At 35.0% G+C, this 17,744-nt stretch carries 19 protein-coding genes; 3 read left to right on the top strand and 16 right to left on the bottom strand.

The window, feature by feature from the left end:
- Positions 1 to 13: 13 nt before the first annotated feature.
- The 12 genes from AC1B0Z_RS09720 to AC1B0Z_RS09665 form a co-directional block, all read right to left on the bottom strand.
- A complete protein-coding gene (locus AC1B0Z_RS09720) occupies positions 14 to 1,228 on the bottom strand; it encodes an aminotransferase class V-fold PLP-dependent enzyme (RefSeq protein WP_483791778.1) in 1,215 nt (404 codons plus the stop codon).
- Positions 1,228 to 1,824 (bottom strand): outer membrane beta-barrel protein, encoded by a 597-nt coding sequence (locus AC1B0Z_RS09715; RefSeq protein WP_483791777.1) that lies wholly within the window; start codon positions 1,822 to 1,824, stop codon positions 1,228 to 1,230. Before AC1B0Z_RS09715 ends, AC1B0Z_RS09720 begins: the two co-directional genes overlap by 1 nt.
- 95 nt (positions 1,825 to 1,919) lie before the next feature.
- The gene (gene sufD, locus AC1B0Z_RS09710; protein ID WP_483791776.1) at positions 1,920 to 3,233 is read right to left on the bottom strand and encodes a Fe-S cluster assembly protein SufD; all 1,314 of its coding nucleotides are present in this window, start codon (positions 3,231 to 3,233) and stop codon (positions 1,920 to 1,922) included.
- 89 nt (positions 3,234 to 3,322) lie between these two features.
- Positions 3,323 to 4,075 carry a Fe-S cluster assembly ATPase SufC gene (sufC, locus tag AC1B0Z_RS09705; RefSeq protein ID WP_483791775.1) on the bottom strand — a complete coding sequence of 251 codons (753 nt, stop codon included), beginning with the start codon at positions 4,073 to 4,075 and terminating at the stop codon, positions 3,323 to 3,325.
- 91 nt (positions 4,076 to 4,166) lie between these two features.
- Entirely contained in the window at positions 4,167 to 4,589 is a 423-nt protein-coding gene (locus AC1B0Z_RS09700; protein WP_483791774.1) for a hypothetical protein, read from the bottom strand.
- Between the two features lie 12 nt (positions 4,590 to 4,601).
- Positions 4,602 to 6,050 (bottom strand): Fe-S cluster assembly protein SufB, encoded by a 1,449-nt coding sequence (gene sufB, locus AC1B0Z_RS09695; RefSeq protein WP_483791773.1) that lies wholly within the window; start codon positions 6,048 to 6,050, stop codon positions 4,602 to 4,604.
- Positions 6,051 to 6,101: 51 nt separating this feature from the next.
- Positions 6,102 to 6,431, bottom strand: a complete 330-nt coding sequence (locus tag AC1B0Z_RS09690; protein ID WP_483791772.1) for a HesB/IscA family protein — start codon at positions 6,429 to 6,431, stop codon at positions 6,102 to 6,104.
- Between the two features lie 251 nt (positions 6,432 to 6,682).
- Positions 6,683 to 6,925: a hypothetical protein gene (locus AC1B0Z_RS09685; protein ID WP_483791771.1), complete on the bottom strand. Its 243-nt coding sequence runs from the start codon at positions 6,923 to 6,925 to the stop codon at positions 6,683 to 6,685.
- A 131-nt stretch (positions 6,926 to 7,056) separates the two neighbouring features.
- Positions 7,057 to 8,124, bottom strand: a complete 1,068-nt coding sequence (locus AC1B0Z_RS09680) for a cytochrome-c peroxidase (RefSeq protein WP_483791770.1) — start codon at positions 8,122 to 8,124, stop codon at positions 7,057 to 7,059.
- Positions 8,125 to 8,139: 15 nt separating this feature from the next.
- Complete coding sequence (locus AC1B0Z_RS09675; protein WP_483791769.1) at positions 8,140 to 8,892, bottom strand: MbnP family protein; 753 nt, start codon at positions 8,890 to 8,892, stop codon at positions 8,140 to 8,142.
- A 71-nt stretch (positions 8,893 to 8,963) separates the two neighbouring features.
- Positions 8,964 to 10,307: a hypothetical protein gene (locus AC1B0Z_RS09670; RefSeq protein ID WP_483791768.1), complete on the bottom strand. Its 1,344-nt coding sequence runs from the start codon at positions 10,305 to 10,307 to the stop codon at positions 8,964 to 8,966.
- Positions 10,308 to 10,326: 19 nt separating this feature from the next.
- Entirely contained in the window at positions 10,327 to 11,685 is a 1,359-nt protein-coding gene (locus tag AC1B0Z_RS09665; protein WP_483791767.1) for a choice-of-anchor B family protein, read from the bottom strand.
- Between the two features lie 153 nt (positions 11,686 to 11,838).
- Here AC1B0Z_RS09665 and thiL point away from each other — a divergent pair, with 153 nt between their 5' ends.
- A complete protein-coding gene (thiL, locus tag AC1B0Z_RS09660) occupies positions 11,839 to 12,885 on the top strand; it encodes a thiamine-phosphate kinase (RefSeq protein ID WP_483791766.1) in 1,047 nt (348 codons plus the stop codon).
- Here thiL and AC1B0Z_RS09655 read toward each other — a convergent pair.
- The 3 genes from AC1B0Z_RS09655 to AC1B0Z_RS09645 form a co-directional block, all read right to left on the bottom strand.
- Positions 12,882 to 13,133, bottom strand: a complete 252-nt coding sequence (locus AC1B0Z_RS09655; protein WP_483791765.1) for a hypothetical protein — start codon at positions 13,131 to 13,133, stop codon at positions 12,882 to 12,884. The genes thiL and AC1B0Z_RS09655 overlap by 4 nt on opposite strands.
- A 76-nt stretch (positions 13,134 to 13,209) precedes the next feature.
- On the bottom strand, positions 13,210 to 13,476 hold the full coding sequence (locus tag AC1B0Z_RS09650) for a hypothetical protein (protein WP_483791764.1): 267 nt from the start codon (positions 13,474 to 13,476) through the stop codon (positions 13,210 to 13,212).
- Between the two features lie 74 nt (positions 13,477 to 13,550).
- Complete coding sequence (locus AC1B0Z_RS09645) at positions 13,551 to 14,324, bottom strand: alpha/beta fold hydrolase (protein ID WP_483791763.1); 774 nt, start codon at positions 14,322 to 14,324, stop codon at positions 13,551 to 13,553.
- A 35-nt stretch (positions 14,325 to 14,359) separates the two neighbouring features.
- On the opposite strand from AC1B0Z_RS09645, the gene brnQ reads away from it, so the two are divergent.
- Complete coding sequence (brnQ, locus tag AC1B0Z_RS09640) at positions 14,360 to 15,625, top strand: branched-chain amino acid transport system II carrier protein (RefSeq protein ID WP_483791762.1); 1,266 nt, start codon at positions 14,360 to 14,362, stop codon at positions 15,623 to 15,625.
- Between the two features lie 11 nt (positions 15,626 to 15,636).
- On the opposite strand, the gene AC1B0Z_RS09635 is transcribed toward brnQ, so the two are convergent.
- On the bottom strand, positions 15,637 to 16,293 hold the full coding sequence (locus AC1B0Z_RS09635) for a hypothetical protein (RefSeq protein WP_483791761.1): 657 nt from the start codon (positions 16,291 to 16,293) through the stop codon (positions 15,637 to 15,639).
- 99 nt (positions 16,294 to 16,392) lie between these two features.
- Here AC1B0Z_RS09635 and AC1B0Z_RS09630 point away from each other — a divergent pair, with 99 nt between their 5' ends.
- Entirely contained in the window at positions 16,393 to 17,715 is a 1,323-nt protein-coding gene (locus AC1B0Z_RS09630; RefSeq protein ID WP_483791760.1) for an aspartate kinase, read from the top strand.
- Positions 17,716 to 17,744: the final 29 nt, after the last annotated feature.

Here is a 17,744-nt window from a genome sequence, read left to right as displayed (position 1 = left end):
GGGATGTGTTATTTTAAGACAGCATCATTTTGGCTTTTTTTACACCTTCAACCAAGGCATCAATCTCAGCTTTGGTATTGTAGAACGCAAATGAAGCACGAATAGTTCCTGGGATTTTGTAGAAGTCCATTATGGGTTGCGCACAATGGTGACCTGTTCTAACGGCAATTCCTAATTTGTCTAAAATGGTGCCAACATCGTATGGGTGAATACCTTCCAAATTAAAGGAAATAACTGAGGTTTTATGTTTTGAAGTACCATAGATTTTTAAGCCATCAATTGCAAGAAGTTTTTCTGTGGCGTATTCTAGTAACTCATTTTCGTAGTTGGCAATCTTATCAAAACCAATGCTATTCATATAATCTATAGCGGCGCCAAAAGCGATACCTCCACAGATATTTGGTGTTCCTGCTTCAAATTTATGTGGTAAATCTGCGTAGGTTGTTTTTTCAAAAGTAACCTCTGAAATCATTTCACCACCACCTTGGTATGGTGGTAATTTTTTTAGCCATTCTTCTTTACCATACAACATACCAACGCCTGTTGGTCCACATATTTTATGTGCAGAAGTCACATAAAAATCAGCATCTAAAGCCTGAACATCAGGTATTAAGTGTGGTGCAGATTGCGCACCATCAATTAAAACGGCTGCTCCTAAATCATGCGCTTTTTCAATAATGTACTTAATAGGATTGATGGTGCCTAATGCGTTTGAAATATGGTTTACAAAAACGAGTTTTGTGTTTTTTGATAGCAGTTTATCAAATTCTGACATCACAAGTTCTCCATCTTCATTCATTGGGATTACTTTTAAAGTGGCGCCAGTACGTTCACAAAGCATTTGCCATGGGACAATGTTACTGTGGTGTTCTAATGCTGAAACGATAATATTATCTCCTTTTTTTAAGAATGATGAAAAACCGTTTGCTACTAAATTAATACCATGTGTAGTTCCTGATGTAAAAATGATTTCATGCGAATGTTTTGCATTGAAATGGGTTTGTATTTTTTGCCTTGAAGCTTCATATAAATCTGTGGCTTCTTGACTTAGTGTGTGTACACCACGATGTATGTTAGCATTATAGTTCGAGTAATAATCTACAATAATATCAATAACCTGTTGCGGTGTTTGCGATGTTGCTGCATTATCAAAATACACTAAAGGTTTACCGTTTACTTGTCGAGAAAGTATCGGGAAGTCTTTTCGTATGTTTTCTACGTTTAACATTATTTATTAAAAAAGGAATCAATATTTATAGTTAAGTTACCTAAAATCCCCGCAGTTTTCACTTGGTTTTCGTCTTTTAAAATATCCATCAATCCATAATCTCCTATTAATTCAAACCCCATAATTTTTAAGAACCTGAAACCAAAACCAAATTGCGCCCCAAGCTGAAAAGTATTATAGAAGTTGTCTAACACAATACCATCATTAGTTTCTGCGCTTAGAATAAATGACATTCTTGCGCCAGATGTAATATAAAATCCACGATTATAGTCATTGCTTACATCAAATTTTAAACGTGGGCTTACAGTTAATGATTTTTGATTAACATCAAAATCAGAATTAAAGTTGAAGTAATATCCTTCTGTAGCAGAAACAAATAGAACATCGGTTTTTACACCAAAATTATCCTTAAAATTATAATCGAAAAACCCTCCTATTCCAAAAGGCACTTTTGTTACTTCACCTCCAATTTGATTTCCGTTTTTTACAGCAACATCATAAGCAAAAGAATTTAAAACTATACCAAAAGAAGTGTTTTGTGAAAATGAAAATAATGGAATTATTACAAAGACAAATAATAGTTTTTTAATTTTCATATTGTTTTCTTTTTAGCCCCGATAGTAGCGACATCCTTTTTGCTTTTTTGCAAAAAGATATAGCGGATAGCGGGAAATAGCTTCAAATAAAAATTCTAAAGATCGAACCCGATATTTACACCTAATTTATTTGCGATAATCTTGGTGATGCGCTGTTTTAATTCAGGAATTTTAACAGATTCTAATACATTGTTGCTAAATGCAAACATTAATAATGCTTTAGCTTCCTTTTCTGGAATACCGCGAGAACGCATATAAAACATGGCACTTTCATCTAACTGACCAATGGTACAACCGTGTGAACATTTTACATCGTCTGCAAAAATTTCTAGTTGTGGTTTGGTGTTTATAGATGCTTTATCGCTTAACAAAATATTGTTATTGGCTTGAAATGCATTGGTTTTTTGGGCTTCTTTATTTACGTATACTTTACCGTTGAATACACCTGTGGCTCTGTCTGAAAAAATGCCTTTATAATCTTGATGACTTTCGCAATTTGGCTCTATATGGTGCACTAAGGTGTTGTGGTCTACATGTTGCTTATCTCCAATAATGGTGATGCCTTTTAGAGTAGAATCCATACGTTCTCCTTCTTGGTAGAAGTTGAGATTATTACGTATTAATTTACCACCAAACGAAAATGTGTGTACAGAAGCAAAACTTTCTTTTTTTTGTTTTACAAAAGTGCTGTCTATTAAAGAGGCATTTTCGTTATCGTTTTGAATCTTGTAATAATCTACAATGGCACGTTTATTTGCGAAAATTTCTGTTACGCAATTGGTTAATACGGGATTGTCTGTTAAACTTTGGTGACGCTCTATAATTTGTACATGCGAATTCTCTCCTACAACAATTAAGTTGCGAGGTTGTAGCATTGTAGCAGATTCATTTCCAGTAGAGAAATGTATGATTTGAATTGGCTTTTCTACTATCTTATTCTTTGGAATATGAATGTATGCTCCTTCGCTAGAAAATGCTGTGTTTAATGAGGTTAAACTGTCTTTTTCTGCTGCTTTATTAAAATAGTTTTCAATAATGAGTTGATACTTTGGTTTACTTAACGCAGCCGACATTAAACATACATCTAAACCATCATGAGTAGTTTGCGATAGGTGTGATGAATATTTTCCATCAATGAAAATGATTTTATAAGTATCAATATCATGAATAAAATATTTCTTCACTTGAGGATACTCTAAAGCGTTTTCTTGTTTAGGAAAAACGCTGTAGTCTTCTTTTAAAATACTGTTTAAAGATGTGTATTTCCAAGCCTCTTCCTTTTTTGTAGGAAACCCTTTTTCTTCAAATATTTTGATAGCATCAGATCTTACATCGTGGGCGTAGGCATCAATGTCTACTTTATTCTCAAATGCTAAAAATGACGATACTAATTTTTCTTTTAAACTCATATCTCTGTCATTCCTGCTAAGGCAGGAATCTCTTAAATTTAATTTGTTAATGCTAGTGGATCCCTGCCTTCGCAGGAATGACAACCAGCTTAAGCTCCAACTTCTTCCTTAATCCAGTCGTAACCCTTCTCTTCAAGTTCATGCGCTAATTCCTTTGGTCCAGATTTTACAATTTTACCATTGTGTAATACGTGAACAAAATCTGGAACAATATGGTCTAACAACCGTTGGTAGTGCGTAATCACAACCACGGCATTGTCCTTGCTTTTTAATTTATTTACACCGTTGGCAACGATACGTAGAGCGTCAATATCTAAACCTGAATCAGTTTCATCAAGAATAGCTAATTTTGGCTCAAGCATTGCCATTTGAAAAATTTCGTTACGCTTCTTTTCTCCACCTGAAAAACCTTCGTTTAATGAACGTGATAAAAACTTTCTGTCTATTTCTAGCATTTCAGATTTTTCACGAATTAACTTCAACATATCTTTAGCTGGCATTTCTTCTAGACCTCTTGCTTTTCGAGATTCGTTAATTGCGGTTTTCATGAAGTTGGTAACTGAAACACCAGGGATTTCTACTGGGTACTGGAATGATAAAAACACCCCTTTGTGAGCACGTTCTTCTGCAGCCAATTCCTCTATATCCTCACCTTCAAAAACGATATTACCCTCAGTTACTTCGTAATCTTCTCTACCAGCAATAACTGATGCCAATGTACTTTTACCAGAGCCGTTAGGTCCCATAATAGCGTGCACTTCACCTGGTTTTACTTCAAGGTTAATACCTCTTAAGATACTTTTATCCTCAATACTTGCGTGTAAATTATTTATTTTTAACATAGTTTTTTAAATTCCAAAACTCAAAATCTAAATTCCAAAACTCAATCGTGATACATTTTGTGATTTGGAATTTGTTATTTGAATATTGTTGTTATTGGCTTCCTAATTTTATAATATTATTTTTTTCTTCAGTGTTCGGTTTTACGCTTAAAATTTCAACTACTTCAACCTTGTTTTCCCAAAGAATCGTTTCGTGTTTTTCGTTTGTGATTTTTCCTCTAATTTCTACTTGAACCATATCTGTTGGCTCTGTTTTCAATTTCTCAGCTTTCTTGTTAAGTTGGTCAAAGTTGTGCGTGGGTAGTACGCCATAAATTTCAGCATGCGTTTGTAAAACTGCGGCACCACCATGATATACATAATCTCCTTTTAAAAGTGTTAACCCATCACTTTGTTTGGCCGTTCTTTCTTCGCTTTCAATAGAAATTGTATCGTCTGCTTTCTCAGATTTCACATCCTTTTTACAGCTTAAAAATGCAGAGAAACAAATCAATAAAATGAATGTCTTTTTCATAATTGATGATTTTTAACCTACGCTTCCTTCTAAACTTATTTCTAATAATTTTTGGGCTTCAACAGCAAATTCCATTGGTAGCTTATTCAATACATCTTTACTGAAACCATTCACTATTAATGCAATCGCCTTTTCTGTATCTATTCCACGTTGGTTGCAATAGAAAATTTGATCCTCACCAATTTTACTGGTCGTAGCTTCATGTTCTATTTTTGCTGATTTATTTTTTGCTTCTATGTATGGAAATGTATGTGCGCCACATTCATTACCCATCAATAAACTATCACATTGTGAAAAGTTACGAGCGTTTTCGGCTCTAGAATTTACTTGAACTAATCCGCGGTAACTATTTTGTGATTTCCCAGCTGAAATCCCTTTTGAAATAATAGTTGATTTGGTATTGTTACCTAAGTGAATCATTTTGGTTCCTGTATCTGCTTGCTGGTAATTATTGGTAACGGCAATAGAATAAAACTCGCCGACCGAATTATCACCTTTTAAAACACAAGAGGGGTATTTCCACGTTACGGCAGAACCTGTCTCTACCTGAGTCCATGAAATTTTAGCGTTGTCTTCGCATAACCCTCGTTTGGTCACAAAATTGTAAACACCACCTTTTCCCTCTGCATTTCCTGGGAACCAGTTTTGTACGGTTGAGTATTTTATTTCGGCATCATCTAAAGCAATTAATTCAACAACCGCAGCATGTAGTTGGTTTTCATCACGACTTGGAGCCGTACAACCTTCCAAGTAACTTACATAACTACCTTCATCTGCAATTACAAGTGTTCTTTCAAACTGCCCTGTACCTGCTTGGTTAATTCTAAAATACGTTGATAATTCCATTGGGCAACGCACACCTTTTGGAATATAACAAAATGAACCATCACTAAATACTGCCGAGTTTAAAGCTGCATAGAAATTATCTTTCTGTGGAACAACAGTTCCTATATATTTTTTTACGAGCTCCGGATGCTCTTTGATAGCTTCTGAAATACTCATAAAGATGATGCCTTGTTCTGCCAGTGTCTTTTTAAATGTAGTAGCTACAGAAACTGAGTCTACAACCACATCCATCGCAACGCCCGCCAACTTTTTCTGTTCATCTAACGAAATGCCCAGTTTGTCAAATGTGGCCAATAATTCTGGGTCAACTTCATCAATACTATCGTATTTTGGCTTGCTATTTGGTGCCGAGTAGTAAGAAATTCCCTGAAAATCTGGCTTTTCATAATTAACATTTGCCCATTCTGGTTCTTCCATGGCTTGCCAAACACGAAACGCTTCCAAGCGCCACTCGGTCATCCATTCTGGCTCTTCCTTTTTTTGTGAAATGGCACGAACAATGTCTTCATTCAATCCATTGGGAAAGGTATCCGATTCAATATCCGTATAAAAACCATACTCGTATTCCTTGGTTTTTAATTCTTCTCTTAAGTCGTCTTCTGTGTATTTTGACATATTTTTCTATTTCTTTTAAAGCCTTCCCTTTGGGAAGGTTTGGATGGGTGTTTATAGCGAAAACGATTCACCACAACCACAGGTTCTGTTAGCATTTGGATTATTGAAAACAAACCCAGTGCCATTTAAACCTCCCGAATATTCTAGGGTTGTACCAATTAGGTATAAAAAACTTTTTTTATCAACAATTATTTTAACGCCATTATCTTCAAAAACCTTATCGCCTTCTTGTTGCTCCTTATCAAATTTTAAATCATAAGATAAACCAGAACAACCACCACTTTTCACACCCACACGTACGTAGTCAGTAGTTGCGTTGTAGCCATCATCGGCCATAAGTTCAACCACCTTTTTTTTAGCTGTATCTGAGACTTTTATCATTTTGTTTTACTGTTAAGCTTAGTACTGATTTAATAATTTTATTAAGACAGTTTCTAAATAGGGGACAAATATACGATATAAGTCTATGAAAACAGTATAACCTAACATTATATTAGCATATAGTTTTATAAGTTTTTGTTATGAGATGTAAAGGAAATTTTTTTATTACTTGTGCTTTTGAAATCAATGTAATAACAAGGAATGTATTCTTTTCGGCGTAAATTTCAATAGCCAAAATTTAGAAATGAAGCTTATTTTAATTTGAAACCTAAAAACTGATGTAATCGAGATGTTTTTCTGGTTTTGAAGTAATTAGCAAAAGATTGTGTGTCGCTAGCTATCGAAAGATTCATGATGTTGCCACCATCAGTAGAAATAAAGTGATTATTGCAACATTTACAGACTAATTCTGTTGTCTCATCATCAATATTTGATACATGCTTGAAATTATGCCCAAACATGGCACAAAACTTATTTATAGGTTCATCAAACATTTTTAAACTAAATAGATTTGGGGACTTGCAATATCGTAAAACGAATGTGTAAAACCGATAAAATGTATATGTTTTCGACGAAATACATTATAATTTAAGATAACCTGTCAAGGTAAGACTTTGTTTCGATTTTAATTGTGATTGAAATCTGGGTTGTTGATGAAGTCGTAATCAGTAAGGGTAAGCAAAAATGCTTTTAAATCTGCTTTGTCCCTTTCGGTTAAACCCACACCACCTTGAGCTACTTTTTTCATCAAAGGATCAATCGTTGGGGAGTTTTTTAAGCCTTCGCTGTAATGATTGATAACTTCTTCTATGGTTGAAAAACGACCATCATGCATATAGGGGGCGGTAAATATTAGATTTCTAATTGACGGTGTGCGGAATTTACCATTGTCTGCTGGATCTCCAGTAACAGCTCCTAAACCCAAATCGGTAAAGGATTCGTCTAATCCATTATTGTGAAAGGCATTGTCTGTCCATAGTGGGTTTTTATCGCTGCCATGGCAATGAAAACAGTCGCCCTTAGCTTCATCCATAAATACATTAAATCCGTTAGTCTCTTCAGAAGTTAATTGGGTTTTACCTAAAAGAAATCTATCAAATTTTGAATTAGCTGAAATCAATGTCCGTTCAAATTGGGCAATCGCTTTGGTAACTATAGTAGAATCAATTTTTAAAGTGCCAAAAGCTTGTTCAAAAAGTGATGGATATTCTTGATGGCTTTGTAGTTTTTTGGTAACCTCGTTCCAGGAACTTTTCATTTCAAGCGGATCGGTTACCGGCACAAAGGCTTGATGCTCCAGACTAAAGGTATTGCCATCCCAAAAGAATTTTTCATCATAGTTCCAGGCAAGATTAAATAACGGCATAGAATTTCTTTTCCCCAAACTACCGTCAATACCGTCACTAAACCTTGCTGCATCGCTGAATGCATTTTGTGGTGCATGACAATCTGCACAAGCCTGTACATTATTTCCTGATAAAATAGGATCGAAGAATAGCTTTTTACCTAGTGCTATGCCTTCAAGGGTTTGTGGGTTGTTATTTGGAATTATAGGTGCAATAATATTGTCCTCGAATAGCTTAGGAATTTCTAGTGCAATTGGTGTAGGTGCATAGTTGTCTGCACTGTCATCGTCACACGAGCTAAACATTAGAACGTTGAAAAAAAGCACATATTTAAACCAATTATTCAAAAATTTATTGTTTATTTATTTTAGACTGAATACACTCTGTCCATTTTCAAACATGTCTATTTGGGCTTCAAAATTTGGCATCAGCATAGTGTTTAAAACGTTTAAATCCCAAGTGTTTGGGTTTTTAAACCATTCTGAGACATCCATTTCAATGTTAATTATGGAGTTATTAGTTATCTCAACCTCGCCTAAACTCACCTTAAAAAAAGTGTCTTGAAAAACAGGTGCGCTTCCCGAATTATCAACGGCTCTAATTGCATGATAAGCATATCCAGTTTCAGTCATCGAATCATCAATAAATTTACCTTCTAATTGCATATAGTGATAGCCCCCACCTAATTGGGGAGGAACATTCCACGAGGCAGAGTTTAAATCAGGATAATTATTATAATTGTCATCATTATTAAAACCGAAAGTAAAGGAAATATTCTTATATCTTCCTGATGGGATGGTACCAGAGGGTATAAAAATTAGGTTTTCACTGTTACCAAAATCTACTAAGTTATAACCACGCAATACCAGTATTTCATTGTTCTCTGTTGTAAATGTTATATTGGAAATGAGATAGCGTAAGCGTTCAATACTCAGTTGTTCTCCATTTTCATTTATGAATTTTATGATGTTTAAATCACTCTTTGCAATCGCTTCTCCATTCCACGAATGTGAAAAGCTAAAGGTGATTTTTGCTTGAGAGGTATTTGTTGTAGAATCACTTTCACAACTAAAAAAAAGAGTTGTTACTAATGTTATAAATAATATCTTTTTCATATGATGATTTTCTTTTTTTTAATTTGTTATATCTGGCCTTTATTAATTAAGACGCGTAGGTTCTATCACTTTTATTTTAGTTTGAAAATTAAGAGATCTGAAAATCCTTTATTTTCTAGTATATCTTGATCTGAACTGCTGGATTCTCCAACTACAATAACAGTACCATCGCTTAGTTCTGTAACGTCAAAGGCTAAATCGATATTTGAGCCACCGATACTTTTTTGCCATTTCAGATTGCCGTTACTGTCCAGTTTTAAGACTAGGGCATCATTTTGACCATTGTTATTGGAGATGTCTCCATCTGAACTGCGCGAACTTCCGGAAATAAGATAGCCTCCGTCTAAAGTTTTTGAAATGGCTCTTGCTGCGTCAAAACTTGTGCCGCCAAAGGACTTTTCCCATACTAAATCTCCATTAGCGGTTATTTTAGTAACAAAAATATCGGCTGCACCGTTGTTGTTGGATACATCTTTATCGTTACTTCTAGTGTCACCAGCAACAATGAAATTCCCATCATTAGAAGCAACAATGCCCCATGCTTCGTCAATTTCGGAACCACCAAATGATTTTTCCCAAAGCAAATCTCCAGTCTCGGAAATACTTACCACCCAAAAGTCATACGTACCGTTATTGTTTTTTATGTCTACATCATTGCTATCAGAAGAACCAACGATAAGATAGTTATTATTTGTCGTCTGTACTACACCATAAGCGGTATCCGTAAAAGTGCCTCCAAAAAATTTGCTCCATTGCTTATTGCCATTTGCATCAAGTTTTATGGCCCAATAATCACCTCCGGCATGCAAGATTCCTGAGGTTTTGCTATTGCCCTGACCGTCCGATGCAGATACATCCAAAACACCGGTTATTAAATAACCATTATCGTTGGTTTCGGTTAAGGCATATCCGATGTCTGCACCTAAAAAGCCAAATGATTTTTGCCAAGATATATTGCCAGAGGCATCTAGCTTGCATAACCAAAAATCATTAGTGCCAGCATTTTCAGAAAGATTTCCATCTATACTTTTGCTATAACCTAAAATGGCATATCCACCATCTTTTGTTTGAATAATATCATGGCCCCTGTCGTCATCTGTTCCTCCATAGGTTTTTTGCCATTGCAAAGTATCATTGGGGCCAAATTTCAAAACCCAAAAATCAAACGATGAATTTGTTTTATTTACAACATCGCCGTCCGTACTTTGTACATAACCTAAAATGACATATCCGCCATCTGAAGTTTTAACGACAGATTGCGCACTTTCATTTAAACTTCCACCAAATGTTTTGACAAATTCCGTGGTTTTTAAAACAGAAAATTTAGACCCGCTATCGTCATTATTTGAACAGTTTAAGAGCATAGCAAAAACCGCTAGAACTGAATAAAATTGATATAGATTGTTGATTTTCATTTGAAGTTGAATCAAGTGGTTATTCACTTTTTCTAACTACAAAAAGCCCTCGATTGATATCGCTAATTACAATATTTCCGCTTTCAAAAAAAGGGTATACATTCCAAGCGCCATCAAAGGCAGTAGCATCATCTTCGGGGTAAGTGTCAAAGTAACCGGTCTCAACGTAGGTTTTATTGTCTATATTGCTAATATCCAGTACGCGCAAACCAGCTCTGTAACTTGCTTGAAAATAAGTGTTGCCTTTAATGTAGCCATTATGGTCTATTGAGGGGTTAGATGCCAGATAATCAAAATGGTATAATGGGTTATCTAAATCGGTAAAATCAAAAGTGATGATTCTGGTGTTGTTTCCAACTCTAATTTCATCTAGCTCATCACCCAAAATAAAATATCTCATATCTTCGGTAAACCACCCTTGGTGCGCGTACCTTACATTTGCATACGAAATAGTTGAAATTTTTACTGGATTATTTTTGTCGGTAACATCGGCTATAACTACTTCGTTTTCATTGCTTCCAATCAATATCTCTCTTCCGGTGTAGTCGGTGTCCGGTCCATTATAAGTGACAACTTGGGCGTCGTGAGAATAACCACCTTCAGCAAACCCACCTTCAATAACAGGAGATTTAGGGTTTTGAATATTGATAAAAATAGGCCCGCCAGCATAAGTAGAGTTTCTATTTCCGCCAACGGTATAAGCATAACCGCTTTCTTCGTTAATAACAACGTTGTGTGCTCGTCCTATTTCTTCAAGGCGTGCATCTGCAGTAAAAGTTTCGGGAGGATTACTTACATTTCTCAATCGCCTTAAATCAAATACTTGCAAACCATGGTTGTCTTCTCCTAGATTGTTATCGGCAACAATAAATGCGTGATTATTATAGACCTTTACATCACGCCACGGACTAGCCGTAGTAGCTGTCGGAACATTACCTAAATAGACGGGATTTTCAATATCTGAAATATCTACAAAAGCTGTGTTTCGGTCTGTGGCAATAAGTGCATATTCTTTACCGGTATCAGGGTCAGTCCAACCCCAAGAATCGTTGGCCGCAGCGGCACCAAATGTTTCAAGGGGGATGTTAAGCACTAAATCATATCCATTACAGGGGTAAATGCCAGCGAAACCTCCTTCGCATTTTATGATAGTGCTAGTTTCTGAAGTGTCACAAACGTCTCCAACACCATTGTTGTTAACGTCTTCTTGATTTGGATTAGGTGTGTTAACACAATTGTCAACATTATCGGCTATTCCGTCGTTGTCTGTGTCAATGATAATCACACGTTCTACAGTTTCAGTGTTACAAGAATAAAGTATTAAAGAGACAACAAAGGCTAAGGCATAAAATTTTTTTATCTTTTTTAAAATAGGCATAAGGAGCAATTTTTTCTTTTTCAAAGCCTAAATAAAACGTTGAATACACATTTAATATTGCAATGTTCAATTTCGATCTAAACAAATTTAACGTATTAAAATTAAATGGTTTAAATCTGAAGTAAAATTAAAAAGCCTTCTTATTTTTGCAACATGATAGAAGATAAAAATCAGCAACGAACGGAATTAAGTAATCTTGGGGAGTTCGGACTTATAGAGCACCTCACTAAAAACTTCAAAATAAACCAAAAGTCAACTGTTAAAGGTATAGGGGATGATGCGGCAGTATTGAATTTTGAAAATAAACGGGTAATAGTTACGACTGATCTGCTGGTGGAAGGTGTGCATTTTGATTTAAGTTACATGCCTTTAAAACACCTTGGTTACAAGGCAGTAATGGTAAACTTATCTGATGTTTATGCCATGAATGGGCGAGCAACACAAATTACCGTATCAATTGCCGTATCCAATCGGTTTCCTTTAGAGGCTTTAGAAGAGTTATATGCTGGTATAGAAACAGCAGCTAAGATTTATGATATTGATGTAGTTGGCGGAGATACAACTTCCTCAACAACTGGATTACTAATTTCTGTTACAGCATTGGGCACGGTATCCGAAAATGATGTGGTTTACCGAAAAGGAGCAAAACCCAATGATTTATTAGTGGTTTCCGGAGATTTGGGTGGTGCCTATATGGGGCTTCAAGTTTTAGAAAGAGAAAAAGAAGTGTATAAAGTAAACCCCAAAAATCAGCCTGATTTAAGCATGTATACTTATATCATAGAGCGCCAATTAAAGCCAGAAGCACGAAAGGATATTGTGAAGTTGCTCCGAGATTTAGATGTTAAGCCAACGTCCATGATTGATATAAGCGATGGGTTGTCTTCTGAGATATTGCATCTCTGTAAGCATAGTGAGGTAGGATGTGATTTATATGAAAACAAAATTCCACTAGATCCTCAAGTGATTTCTACTTGTGAGGAGTTTAATATTGATAGTACTACAGTAGCACTGAATGGGGGAGAGGATTATGAGTTATTGATGACCATAAGTCAAGAGGATTACCCCAAGATTAAAGGCAATCCAAATTTATCTGTTGTAGGTTATATTACTGAGAAATCGGCGGGAAGGCATTTGGTAACAAGGGCCGATACCAAGATTGAATTAAAAGCTCAGGGCTGGAAAAATTTTGAGGACTAAGCCGTAGCCAGAAGGTTTTTACTTTGTTTATTATTAAAGTTTTTCAGGCGCATTCTTCTTTTCGCATGGATGCGTTCTAATACATCGTTAATCTCTTTAAATTTTGGGGTGAGTTCTATTAAATTTCCCTTGCTGTTTGTAGTGAGCTGCTTTTCGCAATTGCAACAAGTGTACTCCTTTACGTGATACGTTACATGTCGAGACACCTTATAATCGTGCCCAAAGACTTTGCATTGAATGTTTTTCATTTTGTTCGCATATTAATAATTTTAGTGAGAGAGTGGTGAAAGTATTAAAAACGAAGCATAAAATGTTAATAAGTAGTTAATAAATCGATGAAGCGAATGGTTTTTTCTTTAAACGATTCATTCTTGACTGATGAATACGTTCTAGTATGGCATTTATTTCTTTAAACTTAGGAGTGAGTTCAACCAAATTACCATTACTACTTGTGGTTAATTGTTTCTTGCAATGTGAGCAAGTATACTCTTTAACATGTTGGGTTACCTTTTTAGAAACTTGATAATCATGACCGAAAAGACTGCAATACATCTTGGGGATGAAAGCACGGTTAGTACTTTTATTTTGCATAGGTTAAGTTTTAATGTTGATTATGAGGATCTAAAACTATGAAAAATCTATATAATATTCGATATAAAGCTAAATTATTCGATGAAATACATAATTTTTTGTAGTAATTCTTCTTTATTTTCAATAAGGCTCATGTGTCCATCTGGGAATTCTACAATTTCAACATTTGTGTTTTTAGTTTGATCAATAATTACTTTATAATTTAAAACGGGGTCTTGTTTACCTACAACTAAAAGCTTTTTATAAGTTTTAGTTTTCAATAATTCTGTTCTGTCTTTTCGGATTTTCATGCCTTCTAAAGCTGCTACAATGCCCTGCAATGGCGTTTTTAGAGCCTCCTCTTTCAACTGCTTAATTTCATCTGAAAAAATTAACTTGTTCTTAGCAGTAAATAAATTTGGAATGGCAATTTGTACAAATATCTTATGATTTTCTTTTACAGCAAGAATCGCCCTGTCTCTATTTCGCCTTTTTTCAATAGTATCAGCTTGAGCAGTAGAATTTATTAAGGCTATAGCAGTGATGTAATCTGGATTTTTTTCGGCGAAGGCTAGAGCAACATAGCCTCCCATGGAATGCCCGAAAATTGAACACTGGGTTACTTTTAAATACTTTAGAACTGCCCCAACAGCTTCTGCCATAAGCTCCATAGAATGTACGTATCCCAGACAACCCGTTTTACCATGCCCCAATAAATCAATACAAATAATGCGTTTGTTTTTTGAAAGTTCAGGGATAAAAGATTCCCAAATGGATGCGTTTTCTAGAAAGCCATGTAGTAAAACGATAGCATCTCCACAGCCTTCATCGGTATAAAAAATAGTGATGTGTTTATGTTCTAAAATCATTTTTAATTTATCTTAGGCAAAGTTAAAATCATACTATGAATAAAACTAAAGAAACTTTTGTATTTGGTTTTGCTTTATTTGCGGGCTTTTTTGGAGCTGGAAATTTAATATTGCCACCATTACTTGGTTTTAAATCGGGTTCAGACTGGTGGTTGGTAACTCTAGGGTTTATTATATCAACAACAATAATTCCTTTACTAGCAATTTTTGCGCATGCCAGATTACAAGGTACTTTGTTTGATTTTGGAAAAAAAGTATCACCAATTTTTAGTCTTATTTTTAGTTTTAGCCTTTTTGTTATTACTGTAACTTTACCTTGTCCTCGTACTGCCGCAGTTACTCACGAAATGGCAATTGCTCCTTTTTTTGGAACAAGCGCTTTACTTACCAGTGTTGTGTATTTTGTGTTAGTTTTTGTTTTCGTGATGAACAGAAATAAAGTGTTAAATGTCATTGGTAAATATCTAACCCCAATAATTGTTTTCATCATATTGACTATAATCGTTATTGGTGTTTTTTCTCCTATAGGCGAAATGAAGCCATCAGGTTTTGAGTTACCAGTTATAGGTGGTTTGCTAGAAGGCTATCAGACTTATGATGCAATGGCGGGCATTATTATGGGTGGTGTAGTTTTGGTATCCATAAATAGATCTAAAAACAAAATGTCCTTTGCTGATAAAAAGGTAATGATTGCGAAATCTGGTTTAATAGCTATGATAGGTTTATTTATAATTTATACCGGTTTAATTGCTATTGGGGCTTTTTACAACTCTCAATTTGATGAAAATATAACTAGAACAGATTTACTTTCTGGACTAGCAACAAAAACTTTAGGAAATATGGGTTCAGCTTTTTTAAGTGTCCTAATTGCTCTAGCATGTTTTACAACAGCAGTTGCCATAGTTGTTAGTTTTGCGGATTTTTTTAAAACTTATTTTAAAACTTTTAAGCACACCTATTTATTTACTACCATTTTTTGCTGTGTTGTAGGTATTGTGGTAGGGCAAATGGACGTAAAGTATATAATTGATGTTGCCTTACCAGCCCTAATGTTTATTTATCCGCTTTGTATAGTGCTAATAATTTTAAATGTTCTTTCTGAAAAATTTGCTTCAAAACTTGTGTTCAGATGGGTGGTTTTAGTAACGCTTATTTTTAGTATTCCAGATTTTTTAGGGTTTCTAATACCTCCTGAAAATCTTGAAGGAATAAAAACATCTATTCCTCTTGCGCATCAAAATTTAGGATGGGTTTTACCAGCTATTGCTACTTTTGTACTAGTCCACTTATTTGAAAAGTAGAAAGTGCCTCATTAAGACTTTACTTTTTTAATGGCTGAAAACGCCTTGTCCACAAACTCGTCTTCAACTAAAATGGTGAATTCGTTGGTGGTTGAAAGTACTTCATATAATACAACTCCTTCCCAAGCCAATCGTTTAAAAAAATGGTAGTACAATCCGGCAATTTTAGAATTGTCCTGAGGCAAATTAATACTAATGGCCGATAGGTTTTCTTGAATAGCAATAAAGTACTCGTTTTGCAAGTGCTTTTTAATAAAATCGTTTAAGCTACTGGAAACTATAAGGTTACTTTCATGGATGCCTCTTGTAAAGGTGTAAAACAATTTATCTTCCTGATTGATGCGCTCCAATATTTTCGCATGATTATCAATAAGTGTAGACGAATTTTTTACTGTAAAATCAGTAAGATTGGAACGTACCGTAATATCTCCAAGATTCTGGATAACGCGTTTCATTTTGATGGTATTCCCCAAAGTAGGTGGGGGATTGTAACGCCGAAGTGCCATCATAATAGCTCCTGGCTTCACGTCTTTTTTTAACATTTCACTTATGGGTTCGGTAAGTTCTACAGCCAGAGCGCTAAAATTAATGATGTTTCTGGCCAACGCTTCTTCTAAATAAGGTTGAGTAATTAAAATATCCTCAACACAGTTTGAAACAGTCTTCATGTTAAATACTTAACAATTTGTGCAAAAATAAACGTTTTTTTGCAAAAACACGTCAAGTTTACATTTGAGTTCTACATTTGCACCTCAAATTATGTGATAATGAAAGTTTTAAAGTTTGGAGGCACATCAGTAGGTTCGGTAAAGAACATGACTAATGTGAAAAACATTATTAATGACGGAGAGCGCAAAATAGTTGTACTTTCTGCAATGTCAGGCACTACAAATAGTTTAGTTGATGTTGCAAGGAATATAGAGCGCAAAAATGTTGATGAGGCTCTTTCAAGTGTTAACGCCTTGCATGGTAAGTACATCAAAGTCATTGATGAACTTTTATCAGATGCTTCATTAAATAATGATACAAAAAGGTACGTTTCAGAATGCTTTAATTTTTTAATAGAGTCTACATATAAATCATACACTCAAGTTTTAGATAATGAAATTTTGGCTCAGGGCGAATTGATGTCAACATATATGTTTAACAATTATCTAAAGCAAGAAGGGATGAGCTCGACATTACTTCCTGCTCTAGATTTTATGAGAATTGATGCAAATAAAGAACCTGCCTTTACCAGTATCGAAAGCAAGTTGGCTGAGGTTCTGGATAGTGCCGAAACTGCTGAAACTTATATCACGCAAGGTTTTATTTGCTTGGATGAAACCAATGCAGTTTCGAACTTACAACGTGGCGGGAGCGATTATACGGCAACCATTATTGGGGCAGCCATAAAAGCCGAAGAAGTACAGATATGGACAGATATTGATGGGATGCACAATAACGACCCACGATTTGTTGAAGGTACAAAACCAATTTCAGATTTATCATTTGATGAGGCAGCGGAGTTGGCGTATTTTGGAGCTAAAATTTTGCATCCACAAACCGTATTGCCAGTTAGGGAAGACGGTATTCCTGTACGCTTAAAAAACACAATGGATCCTGCTGCAAAAGGGACGTCAATTACGAGTAGTCACTTTGAAACTGGTATAAAAGCTATCGCAGCAAAGGATAATATTACGGCGATAAAGATTAAGTCGGGTAGAATGCTGCAGGCGCATGGTTTCTTAAAAAAAGTATTTGAAATTTTTGAAACCTATGAGACCTCTATTGATATGATTACCACTTCAGAAGTAGCGGTATCATTAACTATTGATGATGATAAAAATTTACAGCAGATTGTTTCAGAATTAGAAACCTTCGCAACCATAGAAATAGACAAAAATCAAAGTATTATCTGTTTAGTAGGACATGCTATTGTAGATCATGAGGGTACATACAAACTCTTTAAAATTCTAAAAGATGTAAACATCAGAATGATTTCTTACGGAGGAAGTCGCAACAACATTTCTTTACTTGTAGATACTAAAAACAAGGTAAAAACACTTCAAAAGCTAAATAGTTATTTATTTGAATTAGTCACTCTATAATAAAATTCAGTGTTTTTGATTGTAAGGGA

The sequence above is a fragment of the Hyunsoonleella sp. J2K-J805 genome (genome assembly GCF_057167125.1).
This window is presented reverse-complemented; position numbering and strand designations above follow the sequence as displayed.

Bases quoted from the DNA above. Each gene is read 5' to 3' on its own strand.
- AC1B0Z_RS09720 (WP_483791778.1), bottom strand. From the start codon at position 1,228: ATGTTAAACGTAGAAAACATACGAAAAGACTTCCCGATACTTTCTCGA.
- AC1B0Z_RS09715 (WP_483791777.1), bottom strand. From the start codon at position 1,824: ATGAAAATTAAAAAACTATTATTTGTCTTTGTAATAATTCCATTATTT.
- sufD (WP_483791776.1), bottom strand. From the start codon at position 3,233: ATGAGTTTAAAAGAAAAATTAGTATCGTCATTTTTAGCATTTGAGAAT.
- sufC (WP_483791775.1), bottom strand. From the start codon at position 4,075: ATGTTAAAAATAAATAATTTACACGCAAGTATTGAGGATAAAAGTATC.
- AC1B0Z_RS09700 (WP_483791774.1), bottom strand. From the start codon at position 4,589: ATGAAAAAGACATTCATTTTATTGATTTGTTTCTCTGCATTTTTAAGC.
- sufB (WP_483791773.1), bottom strand. From the start codon at position 6,050: ATGTCAAAATACACAGAAGACGACTTAAGAGAAGAATTAAAAACCAAG.
- AC1B0Z_RS09690 (WP_483791772.1), bottom strand. From the start codon at position 6,431: ATGATAAAAGTCTCAGATACAGCTAAAAAAAAGGTGGTTGAACTTATG.
- AC1B0Z_RS09685 (WP_483791771.1), bottom strand. From the start codon at position 6,925: ATGTTTGATGAACCTATAAATAAGTTTTGTGCCATGTTTGGGCATAAT.
- AC1B0Z_RS09675 (WP_483791769.1), bottom strand. From the start codon at position 8,892: ATGAAAAAGATATTATTTATAACATTAGTAACAACTCTTTTTTTTAGT.
- AC1B0Z_RS09670 (WP_483791768.1), bottom strand. From the start codon at position 10,307: ATGAAAATCAACAATCTATATCAATTTTATTCAGTTCTAGCGGTTTTT.
- AC1B0Z_RS09665 (WP_483791767.1), bottom strand. From the start codon at position 11,685: ATGCCTATTTTAAAAAAGATAAAAAAATTTTATGCCTTAGCCTTTGTT.
- thiL (WP_483791766.1), top strand. From the start codon at position 11,839: ATGATAGAAGATAAAAATCAGCAACGAACGGAATTAAGTAATCTTGGG.
- AC1B0Z_RS09655 (WP_483791765.1), bottom strand. From the start codon at position 13,133: ATGAAAAACATTCAATGCAAAGTCTTTGGGCACGATTATAAGGTGTCT.
- AC1B0Z_RS09650 (WP_483791764.1), bottom strand. From the start codon at position 13,476: ATGCAAAATAAAAGTACTAACCGTGCTTTCATCCCCAAGATGTATTGC.
- AC1B0Z_RS09645 (WP_483791763.1), bottom strand. From the start codon at position 14,324: ATGATTTTAGAACATAAACACATCACTATTTTTTATACCGATGAAGGC.
- brnQ (WP_483791762.1), top strand. From the start codon at position 14,360: ATGAATAAAACTAAAGAAACTTTTGTATTTGGTTTTGCTTTATTTGCG.
- AC1B0Z_RS09635 (WP_483791761.1), bottom strand. From the start codon at position 16,293: ATGAAGACTGTTTCAAACTGTGTTGAGGATATTTTAATTACTCAACCT.
- AC1B0Z_RS09630 (WP_483791760.1), top strand. From the start codon at position 16,393: ATGAAAGTTTTAAAGTTTGGAGGCACATCAGTAGGTTCGGTAAAGAAC.